The sequence below is a fragment of the Candidatus Clostridium eludens genome (assembly GCF_045310515.1).
Classification (GTDB): domain Bacteria; phylum Bacillota; class Clostridia; order Clostridiales; family Clostridiaceae; genus Clostridium_B; species Clostridium_B eludens.
Map to the genome: position 1 here is coordinate 274,009 of NZ_JBJHZX010000001.1, position 20,278 is coordinate 294,286.

Sequence of the window (20,278 nt, forward strand, 5' to 3'; positions counted from 1 at the left end):
ATCACAACCTATCAAAGTAAAAATATATTAGTACAAAAGCTATATTAAGCATAATACAAATATAATCTGCCAATTTAAATTTAAACTTCCTATATATCTTATATTCTCCTGTAAAACCCCTACATTCCATAGCACCATACATTTCCTCAGCCATTTCTTTAGATTTTATAAACATGGTTCCTACAATTCCAGAAAGAGATCTTCTTTTATTGTTATTCCTTCCTACAGATCTTAATTTCAGCGTATAAACCATATTTAGACAAAACTCACCTAAAACTATAATATATTTTATGGTGATATCAAGTACAAAGATAAACATATTAGGTATCCTAAATACTCTTAAAACTCCTATTAGATGGTTCCATTGGGTAGTACAGGCTAATATATTAACAAAAGCAACAGAAACTAAGACCTTTAATGTAACCATTAAAGCATTATGGCCATATCCTAAGAAAATTGATGGCAAAAAGATAATAAAAGTAAATATTGCCACCACCAAACTCACTTTTAAGATATACTTTATTTCATTAATACCTAAAAAATTAATTAACACAAGCATAAATATATTAGTAATTAAAATGAACGTAAAACTTTTGCTCAAGGAAACAAAAATAATTAATATAAGTGTTGAAATAAATTTAATTAAAGCATTAATCCCAAATCTATTCTTTCCATATTCAGTTTGATGCCTAAATTTTGTAAGAACCTCTAATATAGATAGAATGCTCTTATTTACAAAAGAATCCTTATCCTTTAGAGGTATATAGTTATCTTTTTTTAGAAGCCACTCTGGCATTTATAATTTCCTCTCTTAAACAATATTTACCTACTTGAACTCTTATTCTCTTTCCTCACACTTGTTATTACTCTAAATATTATCAAAAATATTGCAACTGCTGCAACTGCTGATAAGATATATCCTGCCCCATCTGGAAGTCCCTTAACAGAATAATCTTTCATTAATGCACTAAAGCTGAATCCATTTTCCATGCCTTTTGGTATAAAACCTAATGGCTTGCCACCCACTACTACAGAACTTATCTCACTGCTGCCCCATTCCCCCCAGGCCGTACCTGCTGCCAATAATCCTAGGGGTGATAAACATATCAATACTATTATCAGCCCATATATAGGGTTCATTTTCGTACTAGAACCCTGGTATATAATATCTGGTGAAACTTTTTTAATGAAACTTAATACTCCAATGGTTATAATTGCTTCCAATACCCCTGCAACTGCAAGGTGGGGAATTAGCATTGACGGTATAGTAATTGATAGAGGATAGGGACAATATAATGGCATACCGGCAGTATCTTTAAAAAATAGCGGTTGTATACCAAACTCTATTGCAGCACATAAGGCTGCAGCATTTATACCTATGTATGAAGCAGCCATAATTGCAATGTATTCTCCTTTTTCTGTTTTGGATTTTTCTTTCAAAAACTTATAAATATAATATCCTACATATGGAATAACAAATGCCATATTAAAGCAATTTGCCCCAAATGCTAAAACGCCGCCGTCACCAAATAGCAATGCTTGAATTAAGAGTGCTATAGTTATAGAAATACACGCCGATTCCGGCCCCAGTAAAATAGCTAGTAAGGTTCCACCTACTGCATGTCCAGTAGTTCCCCCTGGCAGCGGAACATTAAACATCATTGTTAAAAACGAAAGTGAGGCACCTATACCCATAAGTGGCATTTTCTTTTTATCCAGCTCACTTTTCACCTTTTTTACTGCCCTTGCCCAAATTGGAATCATTATAGTTCCCATGAAAACACAGGTGGATGGACTTAAATAATTGTCCGGAATATGCATTTTGATCCCTCCTTAAAAACTTAACAAAAAACAAAACCACCAAAATTGACAACTGCTCTACAGCAATCAACCTTCGTGGCTATTAATCAAAATCCTACATTTATAAATTTTCAAATAATTATATACCCTCGTAGTATACACTTTTATGATACTATATGATTTGGAATTTGTAAATATTCACTTCATTTTTCAATTCTTGTTTTTATCCCAACGCGGTAATTGGCTAATACTCCCAAATAGAACTTCAGTTAAAATAGAACATAATTATATTTTATTATATAATAATATTTAGAATATAAAATCAATGTCTATTGTATCATAATTGATTTTTAGGAGGCATTATTATGAGAATCGCTGTAATAGACGCACAAGGAGCAGGTCTTGGACAAACAATAATAAAAAAAATCCGTAAAGAATTATCCAATAAAGTCTACATAATTGCACTTGGTACAAATACATTTGCCACCTCAAATATGACAAAAGCAGGTGCCGATACTGGCATAAGTGGAGAAAGAGCAATTTGCTCATTTTTTAAAACAAATAAAATTGACAGCATAATAGGTCCAATTGGAATAATTTGCAGCGGTGGCATAAATGGAGAGATTACACCTATGATTTCTAAATCAATATTTACTATAAATTGCACCAAATATATACTGCCATTACAAAAACATGGTATTTATATACCAGGTACAAGAAATCTGCAGATTAAAGATATAATTGAAGAAATTGTACTTGATATAAAAAATACCATATCATGTAATACATAGCTAACTAATGTTCAATAAGGGAAGTTTAATAACTTCCCTTAAAAAGTGCTTAAATATCAACACCATATTAAAACATACCCTAATTCAAACATCTATTCTTCATATATAGTCTGTATATTATTTCTTCAAACAATGAAAATAAACCTGTGGTGATTAAGTAAATTCCTATAGTTATTGGCGCTTTAACTGTTATTAATATACTTATAATACTTGTAACAACAAGATTTATTTTTTGTACCTGTACTTCTTTAACTATTCTCAAAAATGGTATATATGCTATAAAGTTTGGGCTTAACGAAATAAAAGTATAAATAATTGGAATAATAAAATAGTTATCTGGCATTTTCATATTTGCTATCCAAGGAACAATAACAGTTCCAAACTGTGCCGGCATTTTATTGAAAACAATAAACAATGAAGATATTACAGGTAATTGCAGTAAAGTAACAAGACATCCAAACATATTTTTGGTATTTTGTTTATAATGTTTTTCCATTTCCTGTTGAAATTTATCTTTATTATGTTTATATTTTATTCTCAACTTTTCTATTTTTTTAGATAGAACCTGCTGCTGGTAAATACTTTTCCTTTGTTTTAAGGACATTGGCAGAAGAATAATCCTTACTAGTACAGTAAGTAAAATTATACTTATGCCATAATCTCCTGTTATATTAAAGAAATAACTTAATGCAGTATTTAGTATATCTAAAATAATGTTCATATAAATCCTCTCCTTATTCAATATTTAGATTTACTTTAAACATCATCTTATCTAAAAATATACATAATACCACCATATTTTATATTTTTCATAAACTAAATAGTCTTTAGGCTGTAATTTTTTTAGATACTGTAGTATTTGTATTAGGCTAGATCTTCCATATTCATCATAAAAATAACTTACAGTCTTTCTATAGATGATTCTAACATAGACCATAATACTTGCAACACATAAAAAAATCATAATAATTTGTATTATTAATACAGTATCTATTTTCATTAAACTACCTCTTACCTCTAAACACAGATTTTCATTTCTGCACTTTCTTTATTCTCTACATATCATATAGAATATCACCATTTTAACACAAATACAATTTCACTTACAAATTATTCCATTTATTATCTTGACACACTTGGTCTATAATGATAGACTAAAAATATAATGAGTCTATTATTATAGACCAAAGGGAGGACATATGTAATGGAACAACTGAAACTCTGTGAAAGTGAATACCATTTTGCAAGTATTGTTTGGGAATACGAGCCTCTTGGTTCTGGTGAACTTGTAAAACTTTGTGAGCAAACTCTTGGCTGGAAAAAGTCTACAACTTACACCGTTTTGAAAAAATTGTGCCAACGTGGAATACTAAAAAATGACAACTCAATTGTAACATCACTTATAAACCAGCAGCAAATACAGAAATTTAAAAGCCAACAATTTATCAATCAGACCTTTAATGGTTCGCTGCCTCAGTTTATAACAGCATTTATGAATGATAAAAAACTAAGCAAACAAGAGGCTGAAGAACTGAAGAAGTTAATCGACAGCTATGAGGAGGAGTAAAAATGAAGCTTTTTCTATGTAAATTATTCATTAATGTAATAAACATGAGCATTACAGCAAGCTATGCAATTCTATTTGTTCTCGTGGTGCGACTATTTTTTAAAAAAGTTCCTAAAATTTTTTCGTACAACCTGTGGGCTGTTGTATTATTTAGACTTATATGTCCTTTTTCTTTCTCCTCTGCCTTCAGCTTTTTAAAAATACCTAGTTCACACTCAAACAAAATTGAATACATACCCTCCAGTGTAAAGCTAATATCACAACCTGGAATCAACACTGGAGGGTATGATGTTAACTCATCTGTAAATACTTCACTGCTAGGTTTAACAAGTCACGCTGGTAATAACTCCATATATGGTATTTTATCTATAATTTGGGTTTTAGGATTTATTTCTCTGATAGTTTATAGCATAATATCCTATTTAATCTTAAAACATAAAGTTTGTACTTCTGTAATTGTAAAAGATAATATTTTTCAGTGTGAAAATATCTCTTCTCCTTTTGTACTAGGATTTATAAAACCTAAAATTTATCTTCCCATAGGACTTAAAAAAACAGAACAGAATTACATTTTAAAGCATGAGCAAATCCATATAAAACGATTTGATTACCTAATAAAGCCCACTGCATTTTTGGCTTTATGCCTTCACTGGTTCAATCCTCTTGTATGGATTAGTTTTATGCTTATGAGCAAGGATATGGAAATGTCCTGTGATGAAAGAGTATTAAAAGAATTTGGAATACAAATAAAAAAGGACTACAGTACATCTTTATTATCCCTTTCAGTAAACAAAAATACCATAAAGGGAAACCCTCTAGCCTTTGGTGAAAACAACACAAAGACAAGAATTAAAAATATACTTAATTATAAAAGACCCGTTTTTTGGGTAATAGCAGCCTCCATAATAGCTCTTATACTTATTAGCATTGGACTTATTACTAACCCTTCAGGCTCCTTAAAATCAGAGAAAAACGACTTTACAGAAAAAATATACAAATATAGAACTCCCTATGTAGGGGATAACAGCAAGGTACTTAATATAATAAATTCTCTTCCTGCACCAGAAACCCTACACCATGCAAAGATAAAGCTTTTTACGGATAAAGAACCCTATGGAATTCAAATAACTTATGAAACTACAAATGATATTAAAGAATCCTTCCTAAGAAAAGAAAATCAACTGATTTTTGATGAAAATGCCGCCATAATATTTTCTTTGGTAGGTAATGCCGACTACATTAATTTCGTATTAACATCAGAAGCAAAAGGTCTACCAGATAGAACAATTAAGATAAACAGAGCCTTGTTAAACAATACTCTGGGCAAAGATTTATGGAAAAGTTCTATTAACTTTGAAAGATTTGATACAATATATAAAGAAATTATGACTAAATTTGTAACCACTTATTCTCTTCCTATATTACTTGAAGAAGGTAAAAAAACTAATACTCAGAGCGTAAATGATGTACCTTTAGTAGCTAATTACGATAAGATAAAAAATAATAATAAAACTTATTATATATATGAAAAGAATAGAAAATATTATGTAGAAAGCCCCTATGAGTTTATCCATGAAATTACAAAAGAAACCTATGAAAAGCTTCATACACTGATTGTATCTGAAAATTATTATGAAAATATAAAAAATCAACTATCATTAGATTCAAAAAAATATTTTCTACAAAATACCATCGACAACTCCTGTATTCTAGACGGGGATGGTTTAGTAAACAAGGGCAGTGAATTGGCAAACAAATTTATATCTGACACTGAGAAAGGGAAAAAATCCTCCATCAAGATTATTCACCAAATGCCAGATAGTTATTCGAAAGAGATTCTGGATATAACGGAGGTAATGTATGACGGGGAAAACTATTATGGGGTTAAATATATTCCGACAGCTTATTATTCAGGAACTCCTGGCTTTTATTATAAATTCAGATTTAAGTATATTAAAACCTTTGATATGTCAATATACAAATTTGTATATTTATTAGAAGATAACAAAGTAACCTTTAATGATATAGATAAAAGCCTGCTCTCTAAAAATTCTAACAATTGGGTAGATTCATATTTTCTCTATGCTATCCAAAAATAAACAAACCCCAGATTCTATTTACTTTTTTATGGCATCAAGTGCTTTTTAGTTTGCAGTACTTATCTCCCACTTTGAAGAAGATGGAAGTATTAGCTAATTGCAGCCTTCGGATAAAAATGCTCCCTTTAGATAAACAGCTTTATTACTTTAACCTTATATTCTAAAGGAAGCATATTAGTAGTTGTCCAAAATTAACTGTGGTATGCAAGCTTAACTCCAAATATATATATCAATATTCCCAGTACTAAGAAATATGGAATTATATATACAGGATTAATTAACCATAAAGGAAGGACATTATACATAGTAATGGTTCCAAAAAACATAAATATAACTCCTGCCACCCATTTTATGTATATTTCAGGTATATGTCTGCCCATCCATGCACCACCTATGATACCTATGCCATCAGCAATTAACATACCAACTGTTGTCCCGATTAATATAAAAATTGGTTGATGACTTTGCGCCGATATTGCTATTGTCATAAGTTGTGTCTTATCACCCATCTCTGCCAGAAAAAAAGCTGCAGCCACTGTAATAATTGGTCCAAATTTATGTTTCTTTTCACTTTCTTCATCAATTTTATCTCCCCTTAAGGTCCAAAGTCCAAAGACTAGAAAAGATATTGCAGCTACAATCTTTACTATATTCATTGGTATAACTGAGCTCAAATAACTTCCTACTGCTACTGCAATGGCATGATTGAAAATTGTAGCCACAAGCACACCTATTAATACCTGCTTTACTTTGTACTTACTGGCCATAGCCATAGCAAGCAGTTGAGTTTTATCACCCATTTCTGCTACAACTACAAGTAATAATGCTTTAATAATTACTGTCATTTGATGACCTCCCTTTAAAAATTAGTAAATAAAAAAGACTTTTCACACAATAAAATCCTACCCTGTGCAAAATCCTTTTTAGAATAAAGTGATTCTTAGGTTCAGGTGGAGTTTGCTTATGAGAAATACTTTTCTCCATCTGAACCTTAGAAGAACTTATCCAGGCGCATAAGCAGTGCTTATCCCCCCACTTTGAGAAAGATGGGGGGGGTTAGCAATGGTAGCGTTCGGATAAATAATTACACTAAAAAAGACTTCAAGCACAATGATAAAACCATTGTGTTAAAAGTCTCACTTGACTGAAACAGCCACGGTAAAGCCAGACTAAAAAGTCAGCATGTTGACTTTACCACCATTATAGGCAGCTACTCCCTTTTAACTTCTAATTTTCTATTATTTATATTAATAGTAATGTTATCATAAAATTTGCAAATAATCAATATAAAATGCTAACCTCAACACTTTTTATTGACAACTGCATTAAAAAGTAGTAAATTTAAAATGAGTGATTACTCATTCATTGGCAAGGAGGAATTATATGGATTTTCAAGATAATAATTATGAAGAAATTTTTCAAAACTTTTTAAGGGATAGCAATCTGGATGATAATGAATTTACAGAAAGACAGTGGCAAATTCTAAATGCAGCCATTAAAGTTTTTTCTCAAAACGGTTATGGAAGCAGCAGAACCAGCGAAATTGCAAAAGAAGCCGATGTAGCTGAAGGAACAATATTTAGATATTATAAGACAAAGAAAGATTTACTTATGGGACTTATAATTCCTTTTGCAACAAGATTTATGAGACCCTTTGTACTAGAGTCTGCCATAAAAATAATGGAAAACAGTGAAAACAAAACTATAGATGAAGTACTCAGAGAACTTATAGCTGATAGAATAGACCTTGTGCGAAAAAACCTTCCGTTAATCAAGACCGTACTGGTAGAGGCATCTTACCAACCAGAACTTTTAAATATACTTAAAGAAGAGATAATATCTAAAGCCTTTCCAGTAATAAAAAAATTTATAGGTGATTATGTTGCCAAAAGTGAAATAAGAGATATGGAGCCTTCTTTTATATTAAGAAGTATAATAAGCACCATAGGAGGTTATATATTTTTAAGCAGTGTTTTCCCTGAATATTTCGCTGGAGATGGAGACAAAAAGGAAGTAGATAAATTGGTAGATATTTTACTTAATGGTATTAAGAAAAAATAATAAAGGAGAGAGGCTTGTGAATAATAAATTAAAGAACATGAGACCAGTTATTATTTTTGCTGTAATTTTAATAAGCTTATCAACATTTTTTATCATTAAAAACACCATGGATAAAAATTTTGATGAATTTCAATTCTCCGGTACCGTTGAAGCTGATGAATTAAACGCAACCAGTGAAATATCAGGAAGAATAAAGGATGTTAAAGTGGAAGAAGGTACTAAAGTTAAGATTGGGGACATAGTGGCCATTCTTGATTCGAACGAAAACACAATTAATGTGGATCAGGCAAACACCTCAGTTCAAAATGCAGAAAATGAATTGGGGAAAATTACCGATGGCAGCAGAGCTGAAGATATAAACGCACAAAAAGAGTTAGTTAAACAGAGTGAGGCACTGGTGAATCAGGGTGAAGCTGGGTTAGAAACCGCACAGAACAATCTGGATAATGCCCAAACTAATTACGATTATAGAAAAAAAATATACGACAATGAATTAGTTCTTAATCAAAAAGGCTATGAGTCCAATGAAAATTTCGATACAACAAAAAACAATTTAGACAATGCCCAAACAGCTTTAAATAATGCAAAAAGTGCCCTGACATCTGCAAATGCACAAATAGATAATTATAAGGCTCAGCTGGGAGCCGCTACTGATAAACTTAATCTTTTAGTTAATAGCGCTACAGACAGGGACAAAGCTACAGCCCAATATGGTATTGACCAGGCCCAGCAGAACTTAGATTTATCTAAAATTGCTTTAGATAAAAGCAGCATAAAAGCTGCAGCAGACGGAATTGTTGAAACAGTTAATTTTAAAAAAGGAGAATATGTATCTCAAGGTTCTCCAATTGTAACTCTTCTTGATAGTAATAATATGTATATAAAAATATATGTTCCAGAAAAAATACTTCCATATATAAAGCTTAATAAAGAAGTAAATATGAAGAGCGATTTTATAAAAAATAAGGTGATAAAAGGAAAAATATCTTATATATCACCATCAGCAGAATTTACACCTATGAATATTGTAACCAAGGAAGATAGGACGAAGCTCGTATATGAAGTAAAAATAAAAATACTAGATAATCTTGAAGCTGTGAAATCCGGCATGCTTTTAGATGTTAACCTAAAGTAAAGGAGAATTACTATGGAGTATGCAATTTCCATCAATAATCTTACAAAAAAATTTGGAGATTTTACAGCTGTAGATAACCTTTCTTTCCGCATTCCTAAAGGAAAAATATTTGGTTTCTTAGGCCCAAATGGTTCAGGAAAATCTACTACCATAAGGATGATATGTGGAGTACTGAAGCCTACCTCAGGTGAAGGCTCTGTTTTAGGATATGATCTCCTTAAAGATTCTGAAAAGATAAAGCAAAATATTGGATATATGTCTCAAAAATTCAGCCTTTACGAGGATCTCACTGTAGAAGAAAACTTAAATTTCTATGGCAATATATATATGCTCCCAAAAGAAAGGCTTGAGCTAAGAAAAAAAGAACTTATTGACATGGCCAATCTTAAGGGAAAAGAAAAAAGTCTGGCTGGAACACTTTCTGGGGGATGGAAACAGAGACTAGCCCTTGGATGTTCTCTAATACACAATCCCAGCCTATTGATTCTTGATGAACCCACTGCAGGAGTAGACCCAGTATCAAGAAGAGAGTTCTGGTATACAATAAGTACTCTGGTATCAGATGGAATTACTGTACTTGTGACTACCCATTACATGGATGAGGCATCTATTTGTGATATAATTGGTTTTATATTTAACAGCAAGCTGATAATAATAGATTCCCCTGAAAATCTATACAAAAAAAATGGTACGGAAAATCTTGAGGATATATTCATTAAATATGTTAAAGAGCTTTCAAATAGAGAAGTAGTATCTTCCTTTAATGAATTGAAACAAATAAGAAATGAAAAGGGAGGTGTTTAAAAGTGAAGCTCAAAAGATTACTTACAGTTACAAAGAAGGAATTTATTCACATAAAAAGAGATAAACCGAGCCTGGTTATAGCTCTTGTGATGCCCATAATGATGCTGCTTTTATTTGGATTTGCAGCAAATACAGATGTAAATGACGTGAACCTGATGGTGTACGACGGCAGCAAAACTGTAGAAAGCAGACAACTTGTAAATGCATTTATAAACTCATACTATTTTAAACTTTACGGCTCAGCTGATTCCCCTAATGAAGTAGAGAAGTATATTGACATGGGAAAAGTAAAAGTAGGAATTGTAATACCACCTGACTATGCGAGAACATTGGATAGGAATGAAACGGCAAAAGTTCAGGTTCTAGTGGATGGTTCTGACCCCACTATAGCAAGAACTGCCATGTCTTACTCCATGCTTATAGGAAATAACTATTCAGCTAAAATGCAGGAGGTGGAAGTCAAAAAATCAGGACGTAATATGTCCTCAAGCATAGGGACAAGCATAAAGCCTCTTGTACTATACAATCCTACATTGGAAAGCAGTAAGTTTAATGTACCCGGTGTTATGGGACTCATCCTTCAAAATATTACTGTTATATTAACTTCTTTTGCAATGGTAAGGGAAAGAGAGAAGGGAACCATGGAGCAGCTTATTATGACACCCATTAGTTCCTTTGAACTTGTAGTGGGAAAATTGATACCCTACACAATAATTGGCTTTCTCAATATGATAACTGTATTGATTCTTGGAAATTTATTATTTGGTATAGTGGTAAAGGGAAGTGTGGCACTTTTTATAACACTTGGAACTTTATTTCTCATATGCTCCCTGGCTATAGGTATGCTTATCTCCACTGTGGCCAAAACCCAGCTGCAGGCAATGCAGGCTTCTCTAGCACTTTTACTCCCCAGTGTACTTCTGTCAGGATTTATGTTCCCAAGAGAGGCCATGCCTAAAATAATCTATCTTATAAGCTGTGCTTTGCCGCTAACCTATTTTCTGCAAATTCTAAGAGCAATAATAGTAAAAGGCGTAGGTGTATCATATATTATAGGTCCTATATTATCCTTAAGTATATCAATTGTTATTATTGTAGGCTTAACAATGGTTAAATTCAGCAAAACATTGGACTAATATCAAATTTTTCTAAGGTTCAGATGAAGAAAGACATTCCTTATGAGCAAACTCCACCTGAGCCTTAGAATAGCTTGATCAAAATTTTTGAATGCCTTAATATTTATAAAGCATTACTATACTTTCAGATCCTGTGCCAATAGTCCAAAATACTATATAATCTCCTCTTTTAACTTTGCCTTGTTCTATAGCTTCATATAATGCTATAAAAGGACTGCTTGTACTAGTATATCCATACTTATCACCTATATAAATACTCTTGTCTTCATCTATGTCCATAAGTTCTCTTATAGTCTTTATATTTACAAATGCAAACTGTGAAAAACAAAACATACTAACATTATCTTTGGTTAACCCTTTCTGGTTTAACATGCTGGTTATAATGTCCACGGCAGGGTAAACGCAAGCCCCTCCATCAAATGGAATCCACTTCAAATAAAATTCATCTACATCTCGTGATTTAAAGAAACTGGAAAATCCTGAACTTGGACACATAGCATTCTCACTCTCTTCTGTATTTATATAATACTCTGTATCCAATACCCCGCAATCCTCACTTACCTTCTCCAAAACTATTGCACAAGCAGCATGTCCATAATTACCATAACAAAGTTCATTATTGGGATCAAGTAAAGAATTCAAATCATCACAACCAACAATTAGAGCTTTTTTTGCTCGATTTGATGTCATCAAATAATTTGAGGCACATTCTAAAGCAACAGTCATACCAGCACAATTAGCATTCATATCAAAACACATTACATTTCTTCCCGCATTTAACTCCTTATGTAACAAAATTGCCATAGATGGTGAAATATATTCCGATAATATAGAAGAATATATTATTATGTCTATATCATTACCTGTGAAGTTGGCCTTAGCTAATGCAGATTTTGATACTTTTAACGCTAAAGATAGAGTTGTCTCATTATCATCAAACATAAATCTTTTATCTCTACCCATTATATCTATTAACAAATGCTCTACGTTTTTGCCTTGCTTCTCAAAGTGCTTTAAATAAAAATCATTTGAAACAACCTTAGAACCATGACAAATATCAATACAACTTAATTTTACGCCCATTGTTAGCCTCCTTGAATAATAAATGATAAAATTCAATCTAAACCTTCATATGTAAGTTGTTAAATTACTTCAACATTAAGCCCTACATTTCTACCTATTCTTGTTAACTGCATTTTTAAAGTTGCATTATTTCCCGCTTTCATTATAACTTTCTTAAAATTTAAATCTTTATACATTTTAAAACAACTTTCCAGCATTGGCACCATATCTCGAGTAGAAACTTTTAATTCTTGGGAATCAAAACACAAAATATAATCAGCAGTTTGTATAGTTGATACTATTTTTTTAAATTCCTCAATGAAACTCTTAGCATCACTTGCTTCATACATACCCCATATTTTTACATTGAACTCTTTTTTGGCCTTATTCAAAGCCATCTCATGTTTTTTCATATCTTTAATACACCTATCCTTTCATTTATTTAAAAATTAAAAGGTGCCTATATAGCTATAGGCACCAAAATGTAAACATAATATATTAATTCTTATAATTATAATTTTGGCAACCTGGCAATCATAGAAAAATAAATTTTCTTTAGACCCATAGCTTTGCGACCTTACCTTTCGATAAGTGTGCCATTGTCAATATATATTTATTCATAATTTTACATCTAAATTTTACAATTTTCAAGAATAATATATAAAGTTTACCTTAATTTTTCATTTTTTGTAGATTTGTAAAAAGAAATATTAGAAGTGGCAAGCAATTTTCTCAAGATATTATCTGTATGCATATTATAAATTTTTTTATTCCAATGGGGTAATTAGCTAATACTGCCATATTATTCACTGTGAGAGATAAGCACTACTGCACACCCAAATAACTTCTTTAATCCTACTTATAACTTACTACCTCAACACCCTCATTTTTAACTATTTTATATAACTCTCTTAAGTCTTCCTTCGATGGAGTTTTAAACTGTTTGGAGGGCTTTTTTAACCCAAGGACTTCATATTTACTATTTCCAAATAAGTGATATGGTAATAGCTCTAACTTTGATTTATCTATATTAACTTTAACAAATTTAGCAGTTTTTCTAATATTCTCTATACTTGAATTTACTCCATCAATTACTGGTATGCGAACTACCACAGGTACTTTTAATTCTTTAAGTCTTGATATATTCTCTAATATCCTTCCATTGCCAACTCCTGTATGGAATCTATGTTTATCATTATCCATATGCTTTATATCTATAAATATTAAATTTAATTTTTCCAATATATCTTTCACGTTGTCAAATTGAAAGTAGCCAGAAGTTTCAATAGCTAAATCTACAGATTTATCATAGAGTTTATTTACAAGTTCTCTCAACATGTCTATTTGCAGGGTTGCTTCACCTCCAGAAAAGGTAACTCCACCCTTTGAATATCTATAAAATACTCTTTGTTTTTCTATTACTTTTAATATCTGTTCACTATTATAGTGATAAATCAAATTTTTTCTACTATTAGTTGGACATACCTCTGTGCAAAGTCCGCAAGATTTGCATTTTTTTCGTTGAACAATCTGGTTTAAATTTATACTTACTCCATGTGGACATACTTGAACACACCTTCCACATCCTATGCAGGTCTTTTCATGGTATGCAATCTTGTTAGAATCTGTACAACTTTCTGGATTGGAACACCATTGGCATCTAAGAGGACAGCCAGCAAAAAAAATAATCGTTCTGATTCCATTCCCATCATTAACAGAAAAATTCTGAGGTTCCATAAAGTACCCACTTATACTATTCATAAATTCCTCCTTGCTCAAAATGAAATATTAGAAAGGGACACAGCTTAAAACTATGTCTTTATTGTAATTCTAATAATTTTCATGAACTGTTCTTGCAATAATTGCATCTTGCATTGACCTGGATAAATTAACAAATTGTGTACTGTATCCTGCAACTCTAACTAACAAATCTTTATAGTCCTCAGGATTATCTTGAGCTTTAAGCATTGTTTCAGTGGATATGGTATTAAACTGAACATGGAATGCTCCTAGAGAAAAGAAAGCTTGAATCATTGCTCCCAAGTTACTTTGTCCCCTTTTAGTATCTACTAAATTCTCATTCAATCTTAAGTTTAATAGTGTTCCACCAGAATGTACATCCTGATTAATTTTTGCTGCTGAACGCATGACTGCCAATGGGGTAGAGGTATCAGAACCTGCAAATGGTGATACACCTTCAGACAATGGTTCTTTAGCCTTTCTGCCACACGGGGTTGCTCCAACAACTTTTCCTGCTGGCAAATAATTAGAAATCCCCATAAAGGCAGTGATGAAATTATTACCATTAATATCCTTATATTGGTGCCCCGCTTTGTAATAATGATTTGCTATTTTAATAGCAATATCATCAACATAGTCTATATCATTTCCATACTTTGGTGATGCAATAGCTAATTGTCTTAACTCTTCATAACCCTCCCAGTTTGCATTAAGTGCCTTTATCAAAGTTTCCATTGTGGTAACTTTATTTTCAAAAACAAGTTTCTTAATTGCTGCAAGAGAGTTAGCTGTAACCGCAAGGCCTATGCCTGTGAGCACAGGCCCTATGTTGTATTTTGCACCAGCATCAACTAAGTCCTTGCCTTTTATCATACAATCTTCTATACAGGAGGATAAAAATGGTCTTGGAACCATTTCCTTATGAAGTTTCTGTGCTAATAAAGTAGCTATGATCGAGTGTTCAATTAAATTATCAAATTGTTTATAGAAGGCTTTTTCAACCTCCTGATAGGACTCAAAACTCATTGGATCTTTCTCATCTAAACCTATTTTCTCACCATTGATCCTGCTTTTGCCTCTATTTAGTGCAAATTCTAAAGCTGCAGTAAAACTAATATTTACTGCTGAAGTCCATTCACCAGTTTTACGAAAATGTGGTACTACACAGCCACAGTTATTCCAATCTCTAGCATCTTCTGGTTCATAGCCTGCATTTATGAGCATTTGATAACCTGCAGCATCATTATGGATTGCAGGAAATCCAGTACCCTTACTTACTAAATAAGTAACCGCATCTAAAAAACTACTAGGGCAGTCCTGATGAATTCTAACACTTAGACCTGGTTGGTGGGTTTTCACTCTTTCGGTGGCTTTCAAACACATATATGAAAGATCATTTGTAGCATCTTTTCCCTCTCTTGTTTTACCGCCAACTGTAAGATTTTGAAATTGATTATATCCCGCAAAAAATTCAGCAGTATTTGCAGAAATTGTCCAAACCCATTCAGATAACTTTATCCAAAGTAATTCAATAAGCTCCTGTATTTGATCCTTTGTCATAATTCCTCTATCAATATCAGATTTATAGTATGGATACATAAACTGGTCAAATCTCCCTATGTTAAGTGCCAGCGGATTTTCAGATATTATTCCACCAACTTGTGTAAACCAGACAAACTGAATAGCTTCATAAAAAGTACTAGGAGCCTCTTCAGGTATTTTGCTGCATATTTCAGCAATTTTTAAAAGTTCTTTTTTTCTCACGTCATCATTTTCTACACCAGCCATGTCTCTAGCTTTTTCAGCATATCTATTTGCAAGTATAATAATTCCTTGGGAGGTAATTACTATAGAATCGTAGAAATCTTTCTTTTTCATATCTTCTGCTGAAGTAAGAGAAAGCTTGGAAATATTCTCTTTTGCTTGTGTAATAATACCCCCAAAACCTTTTTTAAATAGAACATCTTGATAATCAGGTGTTATTTCGCCAACAGCCTGTCTCCATTTTGAATCATTATCAACAAAACCAGTATCCACTACAACCTTTGCAGTTTCTTTAGATAATTGTGCTAAAAATGTCTCTTCCAAGGATTTTCCTTTCCAATACGGAAATATATTTTTTCTCACAAATGCCCTTTGATTATCTGTCATAACGTATGGATCTTGAACTCTTTCGTGAAAATTGTCCATTTCCCTATCTACCCAGCTCCAGGAGAACTCTGGAGTCAAGATACCACATTTTCGGAATTCTCCAATGGCACCAACAATAAGTTCTCCATAAAAAATATTAACATCAATTTGCTGGCAAGTGTCTCTAAACGCCTTGGCTCTTCTTATAGGAATTGATTCACCCTCTGTTTTCTTGTGGGACTCTGTCCAAATCCTAGCTCTTTGGTATGAAATTGCTGGCTTTACATTTATATAATTCTGTCTTAGGGATTCAATTCTCCGTGCAATCATATTTTTTATCTCCTTTCATTTTTAATTTATTTTATCACATATTTTATGCGTTATAACATACAAAATTTCTAAAATAAATCCAGAATACATTTTTAATGATACTCTGGGTTTATTTCAATATTTAACTATATTTTGAAATACAGCTTCAATATCATATGGGTTACTATAGGTATGATTTCTGTTTGCCTTAAACTTTAATGCTGAAGGAGCAGTAAGTTCAAAAGTTTGGTCTTCTACAGTTATCACTACAGTGCCTTTTGTTACCACAACATATTCTTCCGCTGAATTTTGATGTGGTGTGGAAATATGTTCAGCACCAGGAAGCAGTTTAATATAAAAATATTCAAATCCTGATATTGGATTAAACGGAAATACATCATATAATATCATTTTCCCATCTGATTCATATACAGGTTTTATACTATCTATTGATATTGATTGAAAATTATTGGTTTCACTCCCTAATATTTCGGAAAATGAAATTTTAAGCCCTGTAGAAATCTTCCATAATATTGATATTGTAGGATTTGATTCGCCTCTTTCAATTTGGCCAAGCATTGCCTTACTCACTTCAGTGAGCTTAGCTGCTTCCTCTAAAGTCAATCCCCTTTCAAATCTCACTCTCTTTAAAACGGAGCCTATATTAGATGTTGGATCATTCAATTTACATCAGCCTTTCTTAAGGTTGTCACTTAAAAATATCAGCTAAATAATTACTTGTCAATATCAATGAAAAGATTATTAACACATTATAATGCATAAATTCCAAGTGTAAAAGTAAAAGTAGTACTCTCATTCTCTACACTTTCAGCATAAATACTACCACCCAAACTATCTATAATAGCCTTTGCAATGGACAGCCCTAATCCATAGCCGCCATTTTCATGAGTTCTGGATGGATCCACCCTGTAAAACCTGTCAAATAGCTTGGGAAGATCTTGTTTGGATATTCCCTTTCCACTGTTTTTAATAGAAAATACAATATAGCGTTTTGTTTTTTTCAATGATATATTAATATATCCTTTTTCATCTGTATATTTTATGGCATTATCAAGTAAAATCATAACAACTTGTTTAATTTGTTCCGAATCACCTTTTACCATTATATCCTGTTCTACTTTATGAGAAAGCTTAATACCTTTTTCAAAAGCAACAGCTTCCATTGACAGCACTACATTGTTTGCAATGCTGCTTATATTTATGGATGAGTAAATCTTGCGTATACTTGCATTCTCAGTTTTAGCCAAATACAAGAGATCATTTATCAGTTTTGTCATTCTGCAAATTTCAGTTTTTATATAATTAATCCATTTTTTCTGACTTTTGATTGTTTCTTCTTCATTTGCAAGGAGCGCATCTGAATTTGCATTTATAATGGCAAGGGGAGTTTTAAGCTCGTGAGAAGCATCAGCCACAAGCTGCTTTTGCTTTTCCCATACCTCTGCAATAGGTTTAATGGCACGATTAGCAAAATAAAGACTAATGATAAATATAACAATGAGCATAATAATACCTACAAGAATGAAAGTAGCTAATAGTTCTCCTAGTGTCTTATGTGTATCCGTAACATCTAAAAATTTAATCTCATATCCACCATTGTTCATGGTATTTATTGGTTGCTGGCCATTTTGAAAAATTACGTGATTTTCGATAATAGGTGATAAAGTATACTCCCACAGCTTACCATCAAGGTTTATTGTAGAATTATTTTTTTTATTATTCCAGGCAAGCTCAGCTGCTTTGTGATAGCTTTCATCAGACATATCAATATAGGAATCAATATCTGATATCTTGCCATCTGAATCTACTCTTATAGAGAAGGAAAGAGAATAATCGGAAGGAATATTGCGAATTATATGTAATCCAGCAGAAACACTGCCATTGGCTTTTGGTGAATTACTACTGCCTTCAAACCTGATAACAGGTAATGAAAGTAGCTTATTCTGATTCTCCATTTTCATATTGTTATAAGTTATCATATAAATAACAGCAAATGCCGTAATCATCATCACTGAAATAATTGACATATTAAGAATGAGAAACTTATTACGCAACCTTTTAAACATATTACTTGCCACCCTTTTCCATACCTATAACATATCCTGCTCCCCGTACTGTTTGGATAAAAACATTTGACTTAATATTTTTTAACTTTTTTCGTAGAAAGGATATGTAAACTTCTACGTTATTATATTCCACATCAGTTTCGTAACCCCACAGTTTTTCAACAATAGCATTCTTCGAAATTATAATGCCTTTTCCTTTGATTAACAATTCTAACAATTGACATTCTTTTAAGGTCAATTGGAATTCCTGTTTTCTACAGCTTAACTTCAGATTAAGAGGATCTAATTCCATATCTCCATATTTTAAAATGCCGTCATTTACTAATTCACTTTTCCTTCTCCCTAAAGCCCGCAAACGGGCTAATAATTCTTCCGCCTGAAAGGGTTTTGCTAAATAATCGTCCGCACCGCTGTCTAGTCCTCTTACTTTATCTTCTGTTTCACCCTTTGCTGTTAACAAAATTACAGGGGTTTCAATACCATTTCCACGTAATTCTTTAAGTAAGCTTATACCATCCATTTTAGGAAGCATAATATCTAGAATTATTATATCATAAATGCCTGAAAGCCCACAGTCCAGTCCACTTTCACCATCATACTCCAAATCAACACTATAGTGATTTCTTTTAAGAACTTGAGCTACTGCCTCTGCCATATACTTTTCATCTTCCACCATCAAAATTCTCATTTTTATATCTCCTTATCCATAAGTTTAAGCTAGTAAAAATAGGATGCATCCAAAACAAGGAACTGCCATGAAACTCCTTGTTTTGAATTGCTTTATAATGTTCTTTTTATCTAGGTAAGTCTGTAATCTCACAGTGACTAGTTTTCATAGCTATTAATTAGCATCAGCTGCACTTTGTGTTTTTACCATTTTGATTTTTTTACCGTCTTCACTTACAGTTACACCTTTAGGAAGCTCCTTACTCCAGGTTTTACCATCATCCGTAGAATAGCTTCTAACACCATTTTCCACTTTTACTGCTAAATCCCCTTTAATAGCACCTTCAAGTGAAAGACCTTTTAAAACACCGCCTGTGCTGTCTTTATCTTCCTTAACAGTTACACCCTCAGGAGCTTTTCCACTCCACGTCTTACCACCATCTGTGGAATAGCTTTTAACACCATTCACTACTTTACAAAGCAGGGAATTGGCGGAACTTGATGCTAATACCGTTCCAGTTCCTATGGTAGCAGCAAATGCTGCACAAAGAAGAGCAGCACCCATTTTCTTTTTTGTTGTATCCAAAACTAATGATAACCTACTTTTCATACTTTTAATACCTCCAAAATAACTTTTCTTGTAAGCAGCTGCCTTACAGTTTTCATTATAACGGCTGTACCTTGAATGAATCTTAAAAAAAGAAACTTTTGGAAAATTTTTAGTGTGGTCATTTCTCCAATTACAAACTGTTTAACATTAAGAATACTTCTGGTAGCAGTCATGACCACCCCTAAAAGAGGTGGCTTGCTCAGCCCTATAAGGGCGTAATACTTCCAGCGCCTAAATGACGCTGGCTTTTACTTTGTTCAAGCCTGTGTGGACTGATTACT

Annotated in this window: 21 protein-coding genes and 1 riboswitch; of the genes, 7 read left to right on the plus strand and 14 right to left on the minus strand. The window is 32.4% G+C overall.

All coding sequences use genetic code 11. The features are described from left to right. Position 1: 1 nt before the first annotated feature. Positions 2–796 carry an energy-coupling factor transporter transmembrane component T family protein gene (locus ACJDU8_RS01305; RefSeq protein ID WP_406790331.1) on the minus strand — a complete coding sequence of 265 codons (795 nt, stop codon included), beginning with the start codon at positions 794–796 and terminating at the stop codon, positions 2–4. A 26-nt stretch (positions 797–822) separates the two neighbouring features. Beyond that, the gene (cbiM, locus tag ACJDU8_RS01310) at positions 823–1,821 is read right to left on the minus strand and encodes a cobalt transporter CbiM (RefSeq protein WP_406790332.1); all 999 of its coding nucleotides are present in this window, start codon (positions 1,819–1,821) and stop codon (positions 823–825) included. Positions 1,822–2,165: 344 nt separating this feature from the next. On the opposite strand from cbiM, the gene ACJDU8_RS01315 reads away from it, so the two are divergent. Further along, entirely contained in the window at positions 2,166–2,591 is a 426-nt protein-coding gene (locus ACJDU8_RS01315) for a DUF3842 family protein (RefSeq protein WP_406790333.1), read from the plus strand. 79 nt (positions 2,592–2,670) lie between these two features. Here ACJDU8_RS01315 and ACJDU8_RS01320 read toward each other — a convergent pair whose 3' ends face one another. Both ACJDU8_RS01320 and ACJDU8_RS01325 read right to left on the minus strand, forming a co-directional pair. Then, positions 2,671–3,312: a YidC/Oxa1 family membrane protein insertase gene (locus ACJDU8_RS01320; protein ID WP_406790334.1), complete on the minus strand. Its 642-nt coding sequence runs from the start codon at positions 3,310–3,312 to the stop codon at positions 2,671–2,673. 51 nt (positions 3,313–3,363) lie between these two features. Then, a complete protein-coding gene (locus ACJDU8_RS01325; protein ID WP_406790335.1) occupies positions 3,364–3,591 on the minus strand; it encodes a hypothetical protein in 228 nt (75 codons plus the stop codon). Between the two features lie 204 nt (positions 3,592–3,795). On the opposite strand from ACJDU8_RS01325, the gene ACJDU8_RS01330 reads away from it, so the two are divergent. Both ACJDU8_RS01330 and ACJDU8_RS01335 read left to right on the plus strand, forming a co-directional pair. Continuing rightward, a complete protein-coding gene (locus ACJDU8_RS01330) occupies positions 3,796–4,158 on the plus strand; it encodes a BlaI/MecI/CopY family transcriptional regulator (RefSeq protein ID WP_406790336.1) in 363 nt (120 codons plus the stop codon). A 2-nt stretch (positions 4,159–4,160) separates the two neighbouring features. Continuing rightward, positions 4,161–6,257 carry a DUF5301 domain-containing protein gene (locus tag ACJDU8_RS01335; protein ID WP_406790337.1) on the plus strand — a complete coding sequence of 699 codons (2,097 nt, stop codon included), beginning with the start codon at positions 4,161–4,163 and terminating at the stop codon, positions 6,255–6,257. Between the two features lie 191 nt (positions 6,258–6,448). On the opposite strand, the gene ACJDU8_RS01340 is transcribed toward ACJDU8_RS01335, so the two are convergent. Next, on the minus strand, positions 6,449–7,102 hold the full coding sequence (locus tag ACJDU8_RS01340) for a TMEM165/GDT1 family protein (protein ID WP_406790338.1): 654 nt from the start codon (positions 7,100–7,102) through the stop codon (positions 6,449–6,451). 538 nt (positions 7,103–7,640) lie between these two features. Here ACJDU8_RS01340 and ACJDU8_RS01345 point away from each other — a divergent pair. Genes ACJDU8_RS01345 through ACJDU8_RS01360 form a run of 4 tightly spaced genes read left to right on the plus strand, consistent with a single transcriptional unit; the run spans position 7,641 to position 11,393 of the window. Further along, on the plus strand, positions 7,641–8,318 hold the full coding sequence (locus ACJDU8_RS01345) for a TetR/AcrR family transcriptional regulator (protein WP_406790339.1): 678 nt from the start codon (positions 7,641–7,643) through the stop codon (positions 8,316–8,318). A 16-nt stretch (positions 8,319–8,334) separates the two neighbouring features. Next, positions 8,335–9,453, plus strand: a complete 1,119-nt coding sequence (locus ACJDU8_RS01350) for an HlyD family secretion protein (protein ID WP_406790340.1) — start codon at positions 8,335–8,337, stop codon at positions 9,451–9,453. 12 nt (positions 9,454–9,465) lie between these two features. Then, positions 9,466–10,257 carry an ABC transporter ATP-binding protein gene (locus ACJDU8_RS01355; RefSeq protein WP_406790341.1) on the plus strand — a complete coding sequence of 264 codons (792 nt, stop codon included), beginning with the start codon at positions 9,466–9,468 and terminating at the stop codon, positions 10,255–10,257. 2 nt (positions 10,258–10,259) lie between these two features. Further along, the gene (locus ACJDU8_RS01360; protein ID WP_406790342.1) at positions 10,260–11,393 is read left to right on the plus strand and encodes an ABC transporter permease; all 1,134 of its coding nucleotides are present in this window, start codon (positions 10,260–10,262) and stop codon (positions 11,391–11,393) included. A gap of 96 nt (positions 11,394–11,489) precedes the next feature. On the opposite strand, the gene ACJDU8_RS01365 is transcribed toward ACJDU8_RS01360, so the two are convergent. The 9 genes from ACJDU8_RS01365 to ACJDU8_RS01405 all read right to left on the minus strand — a co-directional run bounded on the left by ACJDU8_RS01365 (position 11,490) and on the right by ACJDU8_RS01405 (position 20,170). Further along, complete coding sequence (locus tag ACJDU8_RS01365) at positions 11,490–12,476, minus strand: 3-oxoacyl-[acyl-carrier-protein] synthase III C-terminal domain-containing protein (protein WP_406790343.1); 987 nt, start codon at positions 12,474–12,476, stop codon at positions 11,490–11,492. Between the two features lie 59 nt (positions 12,477–12,535). After that, positions 12,536–12,868, minus strand: coding sequence for a hypothetical protein (locus ACJDU8_RS01370; protein ID WP_406790344.1), 333 nt, complete (start codon positions 12,866–12,868; stop codon positions 12,536–12,538). A gap of 105 nt (positions 12,869–12,973) precedes the next feature. Next, a riboswitch (cyclic di-GMP riboswitch) is annotated at positions 12,974–13,063 on the minus strand. Between the two features lie 247 nt (positions 13,064–13,310). Then, complete coding sequence (locus tag ACJDU8_RS01375) at positions 13,311–14,216, minus strand: glycyl-radical enzyme activating protein (protein WP_406790345.1); 906 nt, start codon at positions 14,214–14,216, stop codon at positions 13,311–13,313. A gap of 69 nt (positions 14,217–14,285) precedes the next feature. Then, entirely contained in the window at positions 14,286–16,655 is a 2,370-nt protein-coding gene (locus ACJDU8_RS01380) for a glycyl radical protein (protein WP_406790346.1), read from the minus strand. A 114-nt stretch (positions 16,656–16,769) separates the two neighbouring features. Continuing rightward, on the minus strand, positions 16,770–17,318 hold the full coding sequence (locus ACJDU8_RS01385) for a helix-turn-helix domain-containing protein (protein WP_406790347.1): 549 nt from the start codon (positions 17,316–17,318) through the stop codon (positions 16,770–16,772). Between the two features lie 86 nt (positions 17,319–17,404). After that, positions 17,405–18,721: a sensor histidine kinase gene (locus ACJDU8_RS01390; RefSeq protein WP_406790348.1), complete on the minus strand. Its 1,317-nt coding sequence runs from the start codon at positions 18,719–18,721 to the stop codon at positions 17,405–17,407. A gap of 1 nt (position 18,722) precedes the next feature. Then, a complete protein-coding gene (locus ACJDU8_RS01395) occupies positions 18,723–19,409 on the minus strand; it encodes a response regulator transcription factor (RefSeq protein ID WP_406790349.1) in 687 nt (228 codons plus the stop codon). Between the two features lie 153 nt (positions 19,410–19,562). Next, entirely contained in the window at positions 19,563–19,997 is a 435-nt protein-coding gene (locus ACJDU8_RS01400; protein ID WP_406790350.1) for a sialidase family protein, read from the minus strand. Further along, positions 19,994–20,170, minus strand: coding sequence for a hypothetical protein (locus ACJDU8_RS01405; RefSeq protein ID WP_406790351.1), 177 nt, complete (start codon positions 20,168–20,170; stop codon positions 19,994–19,996). Before ACJDU8_RS01405 ends, ACJDU8_RS01400 begins: the two co-directional genes overlap by 4 nt. Between the last annotated feature and the right edge of the window lie 108 nt (positions 20,171–20,278).

Bases quoted from the DNA above. Each gene is read 5' to 3' on its own strand.
- ACJDU8_RS01305 (WP_406790331.1), bottom strand. From the start codon at position 796: ATGCCAGAGTGGCTTCTAAAAAAAGATAACTATATACCTCTAAAGGAT.
- cbiM (WP_406790332.1), bottom strand. From the start codon at position 1,821: ATGCATATTCCGGACAATTATTTAAGTCCATCCACCTGTGTTTTCATG.
- ACJDU8_RS01315 (WP_406790333.1), top strand. From the start codon at position 2,166: ATGAGAATCGCTGTAATAGACGCACAAGGAGCAGGTCTTGGACAAACA.
- ACJDU8_RS01320 (WP_406790334.1), bottom strand. From the start codon at position 3,312: ATGAACATTATTTTAGATATACTAAATACTGCATTAAGTTATTTCTTT.
- ACJDU8_RS01325 (WP_406790335.1), bottom strand. From the start codon at position 3,591: ATGAAAATAGATACTGTATTAATAATACAAATTATTATGATTTTTTTA.
- ACJDU8_RS01330 (WP_406790336.1), top strand. From the start codon at position 3,796: ATGGAACAACTGAAACTCTGTGAAAGTGAATACCATTTTGCAAGTATT.
- ACJDU8_RS01335 (WP_406790337.1), top strand. From the start codon at position 4,161: ATGAAGCTTTTTCTATGTAAATTATTCATTAATGTAATAAACATGAGC.
- ACJDU8_RS01340 (WP_406790338.1), bottom strand. From the start codon at position 7,102: ATGACAGTAATTATTAAAGCATTATTACTTGTAGTTGTAGCAGAAATG.
- ACJDU8_RS01345 (WP_406790339.1), top strand. From the start codon at position 7,641: ATGGATTTTCAAGATAATAATTATGAAGAAATTTTTCAAAACTTTTTA.
- ACJDU8_RS01355 (WP_406790341.1), top strand. From the start codon at position 9,466: ATGGAGTATGCAATTTCCATCAATAATCTTACAAAAAAATTTGGAGAT.
- ACJDU8_RS01365 (WP_406790343.1), bottom strand. From the start codon at position 12,476: ATGGGCGTAAAATTAAGTTGTATTGATATTTGTCATGGTTCTAAGGTT.
- ACJDU8_RS01370 (WP_406790344.1), bottom strand. From the start codon at position 12,868: ATGAAAAAACATGAGATGGCTTTGAATAAGGCCAAAAAAGAGTTCAAT.
- ACJDU8_RS01375 (WP_406790345.1), bottom strand. From the start codon at position 14,216: ATGAATAGTATAAGTGGGTACTTTATGGAACCTCAGAATTTTTCTGTT.
- ACJDU8_RS01380 (WP_406790346.1), bottom strand. From the start codon at position 16,655: ATGATTGCACGGAGAATTGAATCCCTAAGACAGAATTATATAAATGTA.
- ACJDU8_RS01390 (WP_406790348.1), bottom strand. From the start codon at position 18,721: ATGTTTAAAAGGTTGCGTAATAAGTTTCTCATTCTTAATATGTCAATT.
- ACJDU8_RS01395 (WP_406790349.1), bottom strand. From the start codon at position 19,409: ATGAGAATTTTGATGGTGGAAGATGAAAAGTATATGGCAGAGGCAGTA.
- ACJDU8_RS01400 (WP_406790350.1), bottom strand. From the start codon at position 19,997: ATGAAAAGTAGGTTATCATTAGTTTTGGATACAACAAAAAAGAAAATG.
- ACJDU8_RS01405 (WP_406790351.1), bottom strand. From the start codon at position 20,170: ATGACTGCTACCAGAAGTATTCTTAATGTTAAACAGTTTGTAATTGGA.